Here is a 14348-nt window from a genome sequence, read left to right on the forward strand (position 1 = left end):
TCTTATCTTTACCGCCATGCCCTCTTCCAAAAAAGCTTTAATCATCGGTGCTGGAATAGCCGGAATAGCCAGCGCTATCAGGCTGGCGGTTAAAGGTTACCAGGTTGAGGTTTATGAAGCCAATAATTATCCCGGGGGTAAGCTAAGCCAGTTTGAGCAGAATGGCTACCGCTTTGATGCCGGGCCAAGTTTGTTTACGATGCCCCAATACGTTGACGAACTTTTTGAGCTGACCGGGAAAAATCCTTCTGACTATTTTAGGTACCAAAAGTTGGATACCGTTTGCCGGTACTTTTATGAAGATGGCACCCGGTTAGCCGCTTATGCAGATGTTGATAAATTTGGCAAAGAGGTGCAGGCACAAACCGGCGAATCTGCTATGGCTGTGAATCAATATCTTGCAAATAGCAGGCGGATCTATGATATTAGCAATCATGTTTTTTTGGAGCGCTCGCTGCACCGGCTTAAAACCTATCTGCGGTGGGATACTGTTAAATCAATATTCAGATTTGGGAAGATTGATGCCTTCCGCAGCATGCATAAGGCAAACCAGGGTTTCTTTAAAGATAAACGAGTGGTGCAGTTTTTTGATCGGTATGCAACCTATAATGGCTCAAATCCCTATGCCGCGCCCGCCACCTTGAATGTGATCCCACACCTGGAGCAGCATTTTGGTGCTTATTTTCCCGAAGGAGGTATGTATAGTATTACTTTGTGCTTAGTGCAGCTGGCCGAATCTGTCGGTGTAAAATTTCATTACAATAATCCGGTAACGGAAATTATTTTGAATGGACGAGCGATAAAAGGTATCAGTACTAAAGATGGAACAGTAGAGGGCGATATTGTAGCATCCAATATGGATATCTGGTTTACCTATTATAACTTGTTAAGTGGTTATCCTAAGCTTCATCCTCAAAAGATATTGAGCCAGGAGCGGAGCAGTTCGGCACTGATATTTTACTGGGGAATAAAAGCTCAGTTTAAAGAACTTGACCTGCATAATATTTTTTTTAGTGCAGATTACGAATCGGAATTTGATCATATCTGGCACGGAAAAGATATTTATGATGATCCTACTATTTATCTGAATATCAGTTCAAAATATAAGCCGGATGATGCACCTGAAGGTTGCGAAAACTGGTTTGTAATGATCAATGTACCCGCTAATTCGGGGCAAAACTGGGATACGCTGATAACAGAAGCGAGGAAGAACATATTGAGCAAGTTAAGCCGTGTGTTAGGTAAAGATATCAGCCCGTTGATAGCTAATGAAAGTATCCTTGATCCGCGAAATATCGAAAGCCGCACATCGTCATACCAGGGCTCGCTTTATGGTACCAGTTCCAACAACCAGTTTGCGGCGTTTTTGCGGCATGCCAATAAATCATCGAAAGTAGAAGGTCTGTATTTTTGTGGTGGAAGTGTGCATCCGGGTGGGGGTATCCCGCTTTGTTTGTTATCGGCAAAAATTGTGAGTGAGCTGATTGCTTAAAGATATAGTTCGTAAAACAAGTTTATCTCCAAAGAAGATTGAACCAGAGGTGCAAAAGGTTTGTAGAAGAAAAATACCAATAGATTTCTGGTGTGCCAGAGGTACACAATTTCTTAAGCCGTCCCGGTATTGGGTGCCCTACAAATCTGTTTATCCCTGAATGATAAATACATAATTTTAACGAAAGATAATTTTATCAATTATTTTACAGATATTGCGGCGCTGATACGATGTGGCCTGTAAACCAGTTGGCTATGAGTTGTTTCGGTGCAAAGAACCAATTATAACGAGATATGACAATCAAGAATGTTTACTTATTACTTGCCGGACTTTTATTGGCCGGTTTTACTTCATGCAAGAAGAAGGACGTTTTGCCGGGCAATACCGGGAACGTTCCCGGTGATACAACGGTGAATACCGGGAAGGCATTGCCGGCAGGAGCAAAGGATGGTGTTACTTTTATCAACTCCGGCAAATCGGTAATTTTTAACCTGTACGCACCCGGCAAAAAATCTGTATCAGTTATCGGCGATTTTAATGGCTGGGATGCTAATGATACCAAAGCAGTGATGAATAACACGCCCGATGGCAAACGCTGGTGGGTACAGATTGATAATATAGACCCCGCTACTGAATATGGTTACCAGTTTTATATAGATAAATCGTTAAAAGTGGCAGATCCTTACACCGAAAAAGTGCTGGACCCTGATAACGATTCGTACATATCGTCAGATACTTATCCCAATTTAAAAAAATATCCAACCGGGAAAACTACCGGTAACGTAAGCGTATTCCAGGCCAATCAGTCTGCGTACAGCTGGAAAAATACCAGTTTTACCCGTCCGGATAAAAAGAACCTTGTGGTTTATGAGCTATTGGTACGCGATTTTATTGATGCCCATAACTATCAAACCCTTACAGATACATTAAAGTACCTTTCAAATTTAGGTGTTAATGCTATTGAGCTGATGCCGATTAATGAGTTTGAAGGCAACCTTTCATGGGGCTATAATCCATCATTTTATTTTGCGCCGGATAAATATTACGGTACCAAAAATGCATTGAAAGCTTTTATCGATGAGTGTCACTCGCGCGGCATAGCTGTGATCCAGGATATTGTTTTAAATCACTCGTTCGGCCAGTCGCCTATGGTACAGATGTATTTTAATACAACTGCCGGCAAACCATCGGCCGATAATCCCTGGTATAATGTGGACCCAACGCACCCTTATAATGTAGGCTACCAATTTAACCATGAAAGTGCCGATACCAAATATTTTGTAAAGAATGTGCTCAAATTCTGGATGACGGAGTATAAGATCGATGGTTTCCGTTTTGATCTTTCCAAAGGCTTTACGCAGGTCAACTATGGTACGTCTGACGCTGCAGTCGGACCGTGGGGGCAATATGATGCCAGTCGTGTAGCCATCTGGAAAGACTATAATAACTACATTAAAAGCATCGACAATAACAACTTTTACGTGATACTGGAGCACTTTGCAGCCAACCAGGAAGAAAAAGAACTGGCCGGTGAAGGCATGATGCTTTGGAACAACCTTAACTATAATGCCAACGAGGCTACCATGGGGTGGTTAACCAACTCCAACTTCCAGGGCTTATTTTATGATCAGCATACGTTTACCCAGCCTTATAATTTGGTGAGCTATTTTGAAAGCCATGATGAAGAACGCCTGCAGTTTAAAAACGAAAGCTATGGCAACAGCTATAATGGTTACAATGTAAAAGATAAAAACACCGGATTAGCACGCGAAGAAATGGCAGCGGCATTCCTGTTCGCTGTTCCTGGCCCTAAAATGTTATGGCAGTTTGGCGAGCTCGGCTACGATGTAAGTATCGATCAGGGCGGCCGTACCAGTAATAAACCTATCTACTGGAACTATAATACTGATCTTAACAGGAGGCATTTATATGGTGTTTACGCCAAAATGATTAAGATGAAAGAGAAGAATGCCGTATTTGCATCAACCAATTATACTTATGATCTTGCCGGTGCTATTAAAACCATTCAGTTAAAAGATGCCAGCGCAAATGTAGAAGTGGTAGGTAACTTTGACGTGGTACAACAAACAGGTAGTATCAGCTTCCCAACTATCGGAACGTGGTATGATAACATTAGCAAAACCAATCTTAGTGTAACATCATTGCCATATTCCATGACACTGCAACCCGGCGAATATCATGTTTACAGCAGTGTTGCATTGCAGCAGTAACCAGCTAAAATGCTAAGTGTTAAGGCTTATGGATATAGTAAAACATTGTTTTTAGTCGGTGCTTTTAAACTTACAATTATGCTTATGGAAATTATAAAAGTGTAATGGCCTTATTTTTAATAATTTATTGATTATTAATATTACCTTTGTGGCTTAAATAAAAATATAATGCAAGGAACAGTAAAATTCTTTAATGAAACTAAAGGCTTCGGATTTATTACACCAACAGATGGTGGCGCTGAAGTTTTTGTACACGTATCAGGTTTGGTTGACACTATCCGTGAAAACGATAGCGTTACCTACGATGTAGAGCAAGGCCGTAAAGGTCCAAATGCGGTGAATGTAAAAGTAGCTTAAACTATTAATTATATAAAAATCGTACGGCATCTGTTCAGCAATGGGCAGATGCTTTTTTTATGCTTTTAAAACAATGCGTTGAACAACTTGTAAGAAGCTACTTGAAAAACGAAAGTTTTATTCATTGCCGTTGACTTTAGTCAACGGTTATCGGAATAAAGAAGAGGGGGCTTTAGCCCAAGATCCACGCCGATTTTTTGGCTAAAGCCGTAATTGTATTACCATTCATCCGTTGACTAAAGTCAACGGCAATGAATTAACCAAGCTGGTTATAAATACAAGTTATTCTTAAATGAGTAGTTAAGCAATCGCAGGGTTTACCATCTGTACTAAAGCATCAATAAACTTTGGTGAATCATTCAAGCTTTCAACCAGCTGAACATGCTCACCACCCAGTGCTTTAAACTCGTCACCATATTCGGTAGTTACTTCGTAAACAGTTTCAAGGCAGTCGGCCACAAACGCTGGGCAAAATACCAACAGGCGCTTTTTACCCTCGTTGGCCAGTTTGGCTATGATTTCGCTGGTGTAGGGTTGTACCCAGGGGTCGTTACCCAGGCGCGATTGAAAACATATGGTATATTTCTCCCTCGGGATTCCCATTTTCTCAGCTATCAGCTTCGCAGTATGGTGCGATTGTGCCGAGTAACAAAAGCGGTTGGCGTCGGTAAGTGTTTCGCAGCAACCGGAAGATTTAAGGCAGTGATTATGTGTATGATCTGCTTTGATCAGTTGCCTTTGCGGTAAACCGTGGAAGCTGAATAAAACGTGATCGTAAGTATCCGGATTGTATTTTTGAGCATTATCGGCAAAGGTTTCAATCATCAGCTCATTATCGTGAAACGAGTTAATGAAGGTGATATTTGGCGATGTTGGCCATTTTCCAACAATATCCATCACTTTTTCATAAACCGAACCAGTGCTGGCCGAAGCGTATTGAGGAAACAAAGGGATTACCTGGATACTTTCAACAAGGGCTGCCTTGAGCTTTTCTAAAGCCGATTCGATAGAAGGGTTTTGGTAACGCATAGCCAACTCAACCATATACTCGCCACCGAGGCGCTGTTCTAAAGCTTTTTGTTGTAAAATGCTGTAATGTAACAAAGGAGACCCTGTTTTGGGATCCCAGATGGCCTGGTATAATTTAGCTGATTTGGGTGCCCGGAAAGGAACAATCAGGCCTTTTACTAAAATGGTACGTGAAAGGGTTCCAATATCAATAACCCGGGGGTCCATCAAAAACTCATTCAAATAACGCTTAACATCTGCTGTACTTGGGCTATCCGGGGTGCCCAGGTTAACCAGTAAAATTCCTTTTTTAGCCATAATTATCAGGTACAAAAGTAACAAAAAATGCCCCGTAACTAATGACGGTGGTCACAATTTACAAATAAATGATTGGTGTTTGAACCGGGATTTATTGACTTAAACAATTTATCTATTCTTTTCAATTCGGGTATTTTATGCGCCCCTGTTCAGAAATATCCGGGGAATCCTTAAATCCCAAAAATCACGGTTCAGAATATGGGCGTTGCCTGCGGCCCGGGCTTTACGCTACAAATCCTCGCCTTGCCCGCACACATAGGCCTACGCGAGGCTGTGGGTTTTCCGCTGCAATCCCTAACGCGGCCCTCGCGCAACGGGGTAATTATGAATTGGTTAATTTCTGCTTTTCGGGTAATGGCGCTTTCCACAATCTCCACCACGGTACACCCGGTGATTCATGATGCTCATAATGGTATCCAAAAAAATAGCAGCAAAAAAATGCAGCAAAGTGGTTACGACGCTGGCTCCGGGCAAAATGCGGGTTATTGTGTTCGCCTTTATGGGGCTGGTAGGTTCCGAAGTAAAATAATTGCAATGTACTTAGGAGGGACGGCACTACCCAAAACATGATCAGGTTTGGCTGCGGGATCCAGATCTTCAGGATATTAAAAACAGCAGCCATTACAACAATTTGCCATATCGACAGATAATTGCGGATAAACTGCACATACCAGGCAAAAAAACCACCATGGTAATAATCCGGATCATCGTGGGTGTGTACGTGGCTGTGATGCTTATGATGTTTAGTATACAACTGTGGGTACCAAAACGAAGCATACAAAAAGGTACTCAGGTAGCCGACAACGTTATTTAAACTCTTATTTGGCGAAACTGTACCATGCATGGCATCATGTGCGGTGATGAACAGTCCGGTATACAGGTGCATCTGTACCAGCATGAAAATGTAAACCAGGGGATTGGTGAAACTGAAATGCCATTGCATCAGCAAAATAATACTCGCTGCCCAGCTGCCAATTACCAGGGAGGCTACCAATAAACCGGTATGTGAAGTGCTTTTTTGCATGCTATGATGTTACAGCAAAAAGCGTGCTGTTAAAAGCTTTCTATAGCGGCTTTTACTTTTTGCATCAGCCACATGGGGGTTGATGTAGCGCCGGCAATGCCCACAGTGTCGTTAGGAGCAAACATGTTTTTGTCCAGCTCGTCGGTTGATGATATGAAGTAGGTGTTGGGATTGTGTTTGCGGCATACCTCAAACAATACCTTGCCGTTTGATGATTTTTTGCCCGATACAAAAATGATCTTATCAAAACGGGTTGCAAATTTGGGCAGGTCCTTATCACGGTTACTAACCTGGCGGCAAATGGTATCATTTGCTTTAAGGGCATATCCGCGCGCAATAAGCTCATCCTTCACCGAGTAAAATTTATCCATACTCTTGGTGGTTTGGCTGTAGAGCGTGATGTTATGCGGAAGCTCCACATTATCCAGCTCGGCAATATCCTGGAAAACTATGGCTTCATCATTTGTCTGACCTTGCAGGCCCACTACTTCAGCATGCCCATGTTTGCCAAAAATCAGGATCTTCTCATTCGAGTCGTATGAAGTTTTGATGCGGTTTTGCAGTTTAAGCACTACCGGGCATGAGGCATCAATAAGGGTAATATTGTTCTCTAAAGCTGTGCGGTAAGTATCCGGTGCCTCGCCATGGGCGCGGATAAGTACCTTTTCGTTATGCAGATCTTTAAGCTGGGTGTGTTCAATGATACGCAAGCCGCGCGCCTTAAGGCGCTCAACTTCCTCATCATTATGCACAATATCGCCAAGGCAGTACAGGTAACCGTCCTCTTCTAAAATCTCCTCGGCCATGTCAATGGCATAAACCACCCCAAAGCAAAAGCCCGAATCCTGATCAATAGTAACCTGTAACTGATAATCTCCCATGGTGTTGCAAATTTACGGCAAAAATAACCGTTGATTGTAATGATTACGTTGATTTCGCTGATTTTTCGATCGTTAACCTTATTTGTTGTGGCTATTTAAACCGATTGGATGCCTGGAAACTCCTTTCCTATGCTATTGTAATAAGCTCTTACCTTCCTACGCCAGCTACTTCTTGCAGACGGCCAGTTTTTTTGTCCCTCAATAAAATCAATACGAGGATTGGAATGCCCCGGTCTGGAGTTGCTACCTTTTGAGGGTTGTTCAAATTTTAATAATAGCTCAGGATCGTTTATGGGGTCAAAATCTCCATCCTGGTCAAATATAGTTTGATGTTCGGGTTTGTTATATAGTTCTCTTCTGGTCTTAAGCAGGTTCATCAATTCATTTAGGGAGATGTGATCGGTAATATAGTCAAGATCATAAATATCTTTGTGATTTGCCCTGCTTGATGCGGTTATTAATTTTAATGGCCCAATATCAATTAGACTCATAACTTTAATGTTGCTGATAATTTCAGGAGTATTATAGAACTGCATGTTCTGCAATATTTCTACCTTAATTGCTGTATCGTCTCTGCGAATAAAAAAACGTTGAAACAGAAACTGATCATTTATATCGCATGGATAGTCTATCGCAAAAACAGCTTCTCCGTAAAAAGCTTCAACTTCCTTTCTAACCAACTCATATCCAATTTTGCCAATAATACCAGGAAAGAAAAAATCAATATCATTGGATACCCGGTGACTATAACGAATAGCCAAGCTGGTACCACCGCCTAAAACACTTGTTTTGAGCGAAGGGAGTTGCTGAAGTTCACAAATGGTTTTAAATAAATTATCATCAACAGCCTTCATTGGGCAAACCGTAAAAACTGTTTAATATGGTAGCGACGTGCAACCAGCAAGCAAACCTGATTACTCACTTTTTCTTTAGTGGCTTTTAATTCACGTGCAATAACTGCTTTGGGATAAATAGCTTCGAGCCTTAATATATCATCTGCAAAAGTTAATGAAGTAGTTGCCATTAATGCCCTCGGAATGATGAGATCTTGGTCGTGATTGATGTCAAGGGATGCGATGTCCACGTCCCAAAATAGATATTTAGGGAATATTTCTTGAATATGTATATCCTTTTTCATCTTAAACAAAGATACAAAATCAGTTTTTGATTAATGAGCGGCTTAATACATCAAATTCAAAACAGCAAAAAATACAAATTGTGCAATCAGCAAGGTTGGGCCAACATTGCCCTGTCGATTAAATTTAAACTGCTCAAATATAAAAAGCAGTAACGCACTCAAGACAAACCAACAAGCATAGTTTTTAAATGGAATGTTGCCGTCCAGCCAATGCCAGTAATCAAAGCGTATGGCAATAGGTTCAATCAGCATGTCAAGCATGGTTAAGATAATAGCTCCCGCAAGCATTCTTATTAATTTATTATTAAAGCGACTTCTCCGCAGAACAACACCTACGCTGTATATCAGCAAAAACCAATTCACCCCAATCATTAAAGGGATATCAAGCAGTTTGGCACCGAGTGTACTATCATAACGATAATGACCAAAGAACAAACCTGTATGTACCCCGATATATTCAGCCATAAAGCCCGCAATAAAGGTTATCAACGCAAACAACAGAAACTTAATGTTGAAAGCATCATGGCTATAAATGATTACGCCAAGCATCAAGAGTAAATGCCATGGTACCAGGGTTATAAATAATGCAGTTAGAGATGGAATGATGAAGCCGATTATGCCCACCAAATGGAACAGAAAAATGATTGTTACACAGATCCTGTTTTTGGTCGACATAGCCAAGTTAAATGCCGCCGGTTTCAAATCTTTCGCCCTTTCCACATGGTGGTTTTGGTGAGGTATCTTTGTATAGCTAAAATAGCAACTGCCAGGAGGCTAAACATTTGCGCCGGGTGCAAAAAGATATTATATCCGGCTTTTTGCCCGGCCGAAAGGGAGATCATGATTCGTGTGAGCAAGATCAATCCTACGGTAAAAAATATAAGGGGCAGGTTCAGGGTAGTTAGTATAATTAGCGGACCGGCAATGGTAATGGTAACGTATACCAAAAAGCCGATGATACTATAGTTAAAAGCAGCCAGAAAATTTTTGCTGAATCCGTTTATAGCCTCAATATATCCCCTGTACATGCGGCAACTGATCATGCCGTTGGCCAGTAAGGCTTCACCGTTATAACGTTCTGATTTGATAAGGCGCATGATCTCCACATCTTCCACTACTTTGTTTTTCACTGCTTTATGCCATTGGTGTTTGTGGTAAATAGCAGCATCAAACAACATGAATTGACCGCTCGCGGCAGCTACCGAAGCATTTTTAACCAGATAAACCAGGCGTAAAGGAAGGAGGTTAAGCAATATAAAATGCATAAGCGGAACCACGAGGTTCTCGCCCGTAGTAATCATGATTTGATTGGTAAACAGGCTTAATAGCCCAAGCTGGTGCAAGTGCATGCGGTGTACAGCACTGTTGATAAGCCGGTTGCTGATTTGCTCGTCGGCGTCCAGAAACAGCAGGTATTTACCGTCGGCTTGCCTGGCCATTTGATGGCAGGCATAGTTTTTACCTATCCAGCCATCGGGCAATTTACTGCCTTTTATTACGCTGAAATGGGGGTGGCCGGCAGCAAATTCGCTGCAAACCTTAAAGGTATCATCGGTTGAATCATCGTCGTAGATGATAACTTCGTAATTGTTATAGTCTTGCTGATGGATAGAGTTTAACAGCGTTAAAATATTACCGGCCTCATTGCGTGCAGGGATAAGGATGGAAACTTTGTCCGAATAGTACCGACCTATATGGGGCAGTTTAGGGTTAGAGATATAATTGAATAGTGTTACCGCAAACCTGAGTATGATAAAAAAGAGGGTTATTAATATCGCTATAGTCACTTTTTATATGTCAATTTCGGTTTGCAGCAGTTTGGAGGCTTCATAGTGCCTTTGGTATGCTTCCTGTAATTTATTTATGCTTTTATCAGCGTAATTTTCGGGTTCGCTTTTTAAGTAAACGGTTGCCGTGGGCTTTTTATGTTTAAAGTACTGAATAAAAGTTGAGGCAAAAATAAGTTGGAAATTACCCGCCGCTTTTTCAATTATTCTCATGATGCCCTTTTCAAATTTTATGTTTGTAACAAAGTTAGCATACAGCCTGCCCTGCGGAAACATTAAAACTAAATTTGCCGGATCAGCAAGTAATTCGGCAGCGTAATCGAGCGATTGAAGAATGCTTTTCGAGTCTTTTTTTACCGAAAATGCACCTACATATCTTAGGAAGCGCTCTTTACGGGCGGTTTCTTCCAGGATCATGACATGCAGTTTTTTCTTTAGCAATTTTTCATTGACACAATATAGGATTAATCCGTCCCAAAAACTAAAGTGATTACCTATAAGCAATGCCGACTTGCTTTTATCAATTACAACCTCATTAAACAATAACTCATGAAACGTTTTGCCAACCGCCCATTTTATATAGTAATGGACAATACGGTTCATGAAAAAGTTGTTTTTATTGCGGATCATAATTGACAAAGCTCAATGCTCCATATTAATTTGATTTTTCAGTGCCTGCTGATGCGCCTGGTTAATGTTTGCTTTCAATTGTTCAAAGGTGAGCTCATTGGCAACGCCCAAATCAAAAAGGTGAACATAAGCGCGGGGTTTCAGGCTTTCAAAATAATCTATCAGGATACAGTGATAAACAATTTGGCACGGGCCTTTTATTTGCTGCATCAACTTATAAACGCCTTTTTCAACATGGATGTGTGTTTCATGGTTCGAAAACAATTCTCCCTGCGGAAATATCACGATCAGGTTATCCGGTTTATCCAATATCCCCGCCGAGTAGGTGAGTGACTCCAACATAGCCCTCGAACCTTTTTGGATAGAGTAGGCCCCGATGTATCGTAAATAACTGCGCTGATCAAACTGATCCTGCTGCATCATTACATAGTATTGCTTTTTGAGGTTATAAACAGCCGTCCAGTTGGCAATAAAGCCATCCCACCAACTGAAATGGTTACTCAAAAGCAATACGGAGTGCCCTGGTCGCGGTTCAAAAGGCTGTACATTAACCTCTTTAAAATTTCGGCTTATCCACCACCTTACGTAGCTGATATACAGTTTACTCCAGAATTTCTTTTTACGCGAGGGTACCATGTTTTATTTAACTAAATACTCATCCAGTGCCTTTGTAACCAGCCAGTGCCCAAGCTCAACTTCATGTACTTCGGCATCATTAAGCATTCCTAAAAATGGGAGCGCCGCCGATTTGGGGAACAGCTTGTCGTGCTTGCCAAATATCAGCAAACATTTAATTTTATGCTGGTTGATTAACCGTGCTACTTTTTGAACATCGGGTTTTAGCTGCCTTATCAAATTTAGGGTATAATAGGTATCAAGCCGTTTTTGTTCGGTGTCAATTTCGTTATAGGCTATATTATATAGGCTTTCGTCAATAACCCCAACTCTTTTTACGCTTTTAACCAAAAAAGGTGCAAGCCATCTGCTTTTGGTAGCTGTACGGAAAATTGCACGGCCAAGTTTGTTATGTAATATAAAATGAAAGCCTTTAAAAACGGCCAGGCCATCGGGTGCCATTAATATGATGTCGTCAATCATATCGGCATATTCTTCAACTAATATCAGGGCCAGGTTGGCACCTATGGAATAACCCATAACCGAAAAGCGTTGACGGCCGTAAAGCTTAAACCATTCTTCCATATAGTTGCGTACCATTGCTTTAGGCATTCCGGCCAGAATCTGTTGTTCTGTCCAGCCGTCGAGCCTGCTTTCACCATGAAAAAAATGATCGAACCCGTAGATATGATATTGCGGTAAAATAGATTGATCGAGCACGTGAAATTGCTTACCCGTCATGCCATAGCCATGAAAGGCCAGTAAAGGCTTTTCACCGGTACCGTATTCGTGAAAATGTGCTTTGCCCAAACCAGGCAGATGTAAAAAACCCATTAAGGCAATATTAAGAATTTATGGCTTTTGTACAGTAAACACATTTGTTTTGTTTTGGGATATGATCAAAGAACGGAAGTTTTATCTGGCAATATACTTCATGATCATTTCCGTAGCCCCAACATTATCTTTTACGTAATTGGATATCTTTTTGCGGGTTATATTATAAAAAGCCTCATCATTAACAAGTGTTTCAACAATGTCTTTCAATTCTGTTTCATTGCTGATGCTAAACCCGGCTTCAAGTGCGATAAGCTCCCGGGCCTCGTTAAATTTTTGATAGTTAGGTCCAAAAATAACAGGCAGGCCAAAAGCAGCCGCCTCCAGCGTATTGTGGATGCCAACTCCAAAACCGCCACCTATATAGGCGATATCTGCATAAGCATAAAGGGACGACAGCATACCGATGTTGTCTATAACGAGTGCCTGGAGATTGTTAGATGTTAGCGATTGGTTAATAAAATCTCCCGACTTCAAACCTTCGGCTTCGGTTTTTAATTGAGAAAAAGTGATCGCTTTTCCTTCAGGAAGCAACTCTATCAGGTTGTTGATCTTCTCCTCCGGTATTTCATGCGGGGCGAAGATGAATTTCCAGTTGGGATACTGGTTTACCAATTTGGCCAGCAGGGTTTCGTCCTGCGGCCAGGTACTGCCTGCAATAAATAGTTTGTGCTCATTTTTAAATTCAGCTATTAAGGGTAACACTTTCGGGGTTTGTGCGTTGGCCCAAACACGGTCAAACCGGGTATCACCGCTAACCGATGTATTAGTTATACCGATGTCTTGCAGCAATTGTGCAGATGCCTCATCCTGCAAAAAGAAGTGGCTCACCAGCCTTAATATACTGCGGTTAAAACCACCGTACCATTTGAAAAATACCTGCCCGGGCCTGAATATCCCCGATACAATATACAAAGGAATGTTGCGCTTGTGTGCTTCATTAAAAAAATGGAACCAGTATTCGTACTTAGTGAAAATGACTATTTCGGGATTGATGGTGTCGATAAATTTGCGGGCATTTTGTGCAGTATCTAACGGCAGGTAGTAAACATAATCGGCAAGTGGCGTGTTTTTCCTGATTTCGTATCCCGAAGGAGAAAAAAAAGTAATTACTATTTTCTTTTCAGGGTGCAAACTCCTCATCGCTTCCAGTATCGGCCGGCCCTGTTCAAACTCGCCCAGTGAAGCAAAATGAAACCAAATGCAGCTCTCTATACGTACAAAGGCAATGTTTTTACGTCCTGTAACCCAGAGTTTTGCCTTGTTGTTAAACAGTGCAGCAAAATGGATAAAAAGGGAATATAATTTGATACCTATATTATATAATAACATCAATTTTAACGCTGAATGATTATCTTAGCCGCCATAAAAGTAGTAACAATAATTGCAATATTGGTTTTGCGGCCCGCCCGGTGTCCTAATGCTTTGGTTTATATGGTTGATTACATGAATTGTTTATCTTGATTTCAAAACACATTTAACGCTATGAATATACCAGCAATTGCCGGGCACAACGTGTACAGCCAGGATGGCATGAAGATAATCGATTTAACATAAACATAAGCCAATAAATAACAGACTCTATGACAGAAAGAAAAAGGATCCTGATCACAGGGGCGGCCGGCTTTTTAGGCTCGCATTTGTGCGATAGATTTATTAAGGAAGGTTATCATGTAATTGGCATGGATAATCTGATAACAGGCGATTTGAGGAATATCGAACATTTGTTCAAACTGGAAAACTTTGAGTTTTATAACCATGATGTATCCACGTTTGTGTACGTTCCGGGCGATTTGCATTACATCCTGCACTTTGCCTCACCTGCCAGCCCGATCGATTATTTGAAAATCCCGATCCAGACATTAAAAGTAGGCTCACTGGGCACCCACAACCTGTTAGGGCTGGCCCGGAACAAGAAGGCCAGGATGTTGATCGCCTCCACATCAGAAGTGTACGGCGATCCTAACATCAGTCCGCAGCCCGAAGAGTACTGGGGTAATGTAAACCCGGTAGGCCCAAGAGGGGTGTATGAT

At 41.4% G+C, this 14348-nt stretch carries 15 protein-coding genes; 4 read left to right on the forward strand and 11 right to left on the reverse strand.

The features are described 5' to 3' along the window. Positions 1 to 16: 16 nt before the first annotated feature. The 3 genes from crtD (at position 17) to BMX50_RS30960 (ending at position 4080) form a co-directional block, all read left to right on the forward strand. A complete protein-coding gene (gene crtD / locus BMX50_RS30950; RefSeq protein ID WP_091220521.1) occupies positions 17 to 1492 on the forward strand; it encodes a 1-hydroxycarotenoid 3,4-desaturase CrtD in 1476 nt (491 codons plus the stop codon). Between the two features lie 293 nt (positions 1493 to 1785). Then, positions 1786 to 3723, forward strand: a complete 1938-nt coding sequence (locus tag BMX50_RS30955) for an alpha-amylase family glycosyl hydrolase (RefSeq protein WP_091220524.1) — start codon at positions 1786 to 1788, stop codon at positions 3721 to 3723. Positions 3724 to 3888: 165 nt separating this feature from the next. Then, the gene (locus BMX50_RS30960; RefSeq protein WP_091220527.1) at positions 3889 to 4080 is read left to right on the forward strand and encodes a cold-shock protein; all 192 of its coding nucleotides are present in this window, start codon (positions 3889 to 3891) and stop codon (positions 4078 to 4080) included. Positions 4081 to 4380: 300 nt separating this feature from the next. On the opposite strand, the gene hemH is transcribed toward BMX50_RS30960, so the two are convergent. The 11 genes from hemH to BMX50_RS31015 form a co-directional block, all read right to left on the reverse strand. After that, complete coding sequence (gene hemH / locus BMX50_RS30965; RefSeq protein ID WP_091220529.1) at positions 4381 to 5406, reverse strand: ferrochelatase; 1026 nt, start codon at positions 5404 to 5406, stop codon at positions 4381 to 4383. 322 nt (positions 5407 to 5728) lie between these two features. Then, positions 5729 to 6430 carry a fatty acid desaturase gene (locus tag BMX50_RS30970; protein ID WP_091220530.1) on the reverse strand — a complete coding sequence of 234 codons (702 nt, stop codon included), beginning with the start codon at positions 6428 to 6430 and terminating at the stop codon, positions 5729 to 5731. A 29-nt stretch (positions 6431 to 6459) separates the two neighbouring features. Continuing rightward, positions 6460 to 7311: a 4-hydroxy-3-methylbut-2-enyl diphosphate reductase gene (locus BMX50_RS30975; RefSeq protein ID WP_091220531.1), complete on the reverse strand. Its 852-nt coding sequence runs from the start codon at positions 7309 to 7311 to the stop codon at positions 6460 to 6462. Positions 7312 to 7406: 95 nt separating this feature from the next. Then, entirely contained in the window at positions 7407 to 8165 is a 759-nt protein-coding gene (locus BMX50_RS30980; protein WP_091220532.1) for a nucleotidyl transferase AbiEii/AbiGii toxin family protein, read from the reverse strand. Next, positions 8162 to 8449 carry a DUF6922 domain-containing protein gene (locus BMX50_RS30985; protein ID WP_091220534.1) on the reverse strand — a complete coding sequence of 96 codons (288 nt, stop codon included), beginning with the start codon at positions 8447 to 8449 and terminating at the stop codon, positions 8162 to 8164. Before BMX50_RS30985 ends, BMX50_RS30980 begins: the two co-directional genes overlap by 4 nt. A gap of 42 nt (positions 8450 to 8491) precedes the next feature. Continuing rightward, the gene (locus tag BMX50_RS30990) at positions 8492 to 9124 is read right to left on the reverse strand and encodes a carotenoid biosynthesis protein (RefSeq protein ID WP_317040918.1); all 633 of its coding nucleotides are present in this window, start codon (positions 9122 to 9124) and stop codon (positions 8492 to 8494) included. 23 nt (positions 9125 to 9147) lie between these two features. Next, positions 9148 to 10236, reverse strand: coding sequence for a glycosyltransferase family 2 protein (locus BMX50_RS30995; RefSeq protein WP_091220539.1), 1089 nt, complete (start codon positions 10234 to 10236; stop codon positions 9148 to 9150). A gap of 3 nt (positions 10237 to 10239) precedes the next feature. After that, positions 10240 to 10839: a lysophospholipid acyltransferase family protein gene (locus BMX50_RS31000; protein WP_167668153.1), complete on the reverse strand. Its 600-nt coding sequence runs from the start codon at positions 10837 to 10839 to the stop codon at positions 10240 to 10242. 39 nt (positions 10840 to 10878) lie between these two features. Next, on the reverse strand, positions 10879 to 11502 hold the full coding sequence (locus BMX50_RS31005; protein WP_091220543.1) for a lysophospholipid acyltransferase family protein: 624 nt from the start codon (positions 11500 to 11502) through the stop codon (positions 10879 to 10881). 3 nt (positions 11503 to 11505) lie between these two features. Next, positions 11506 to 12315, reverse strand: coding sequence for an alpha/beta fold hydrolase (locus tag BMX50_RS31010; RefSeq protein WP_091220544.1), 810 nt, complete (start codon positions 12313 to 12315; stop codon positions 11506 to 11508). 81 nt (positions 12316 to 12396) lie between these two features. Next, the gene (locus tag BMX50_RS31015) at positions 12397 to 13647 is read right to left on the reverse strand and encodes a 3-deoxy-D-manno-octulosonic acid transferase (protein WP_317040917.1); all 1251 of its coding nucleotides are present in this window, start codon (positions 13645 to 13647) and stop codon (positions 12397 to 12399) included. 251 nt (positions 13648 to 13898) lie between these two features. On the opposite strand from BMX50_RS31015, the gene BMX50_RS31020 reads away from it, so the two are divergent. Next, on the forward strand, positions 13899 to 14348 hold a 450-nt coding region (locus BMX50_RS31020; protein ID WP_143065304.1), incomplete at its 3' end, for a GDP-mannose 4,6-dehydratase.

The organism is Mucilaginibacter gossypiicola, from assembly GCF_900110105.1.
Taxonomy (GTDB): domain Bacteria; phylum Bacteroidota; class Bacteroidia; order Sphingobacteriales; family Sphingobacteriaceae; genus Mucilaginibacter; species Mucilaginibacter gossypiicola.